Source organism: Mesorhizobium sp. M2A.F.Ca.ET.037.01.1.1, assembly GCF_003998075.1.
GTDB lineage: Bacteria > Pseudomonadota > Alphaproteobacteria > Rhizobiales > Rhizobiaceae > Mesorhizobium.
On the sequence record NZ_RZSA01001698.1, the window covers coordinates 1 to 593 of the forward strand.

Consider the following 593-nt stretch of genomic DNA (forward strand, 5'->3'; position numbering starts at 1 on the left):
GGTGCGAGATGGAGGTGGGAATGGTCGTGCCCAGGATCTTGGTGGCGCAGCCGGCGAAGTAGCGGAACTGCTCGGCGGCTGCCGGTATTTCGCCGAAGCGCGCGGTCTTCAGCGATTTGCCCTGGTCGAGGGTCTCGAGCTCAGCAAGCTCGTCCGCTTGGCGGTCGATCGCCTCGCCGATCCGCCACAAGAGCTTGCCGCGCGCGGAGGGCGTCATGCCGCGCCAGGCATCGCTCTCGAACGCGCAGCGAGCCGCCCCTACGGCCCGGTCGGCATCCTCCGCGGTGCCTTGCGCAAGCTTGGCGAGAAGGCGTCCGCTGGCGGGATCGGTGGCCGGCATGGTCGCGCCATCGGAAGCGTCGTACCATCGGCCGCCGATCAGGTGCTGCAGGCGTTGTCGCGCGAGAAAGGCCTTCACGCCTTCGTGCCTGGGATCGCTGTTGCGGATGGCGATGGTCAAGGCCCGGGTTCCGTTTTTCAGCCGTGTGTCGGTTGCGGAGCGCTGCGGTCCGCCATTGCCCTGGCGGCGGCGAGCGCTCCACGGATGATGGAGTGATAGCCGGTGCAGCGGCAGATGTTGCCCTCGAGCGCCG

Annotated in this window: 1 protein-coding gene; it reads right to left on the bottom strand. The window is 68.5% G+C overall.

Translation table 11 applies throughout. The features are described from left to right. On the bottom strand, positions 1–460 hold a 460-nt coding region (locus EOA27_RS39290), incomplete at its 3' end, for an aldehyde dehydrogenase family protein (protein ID WP_127259075.1). Positions 461–593 lie beyond the last annotated feature (133 nt).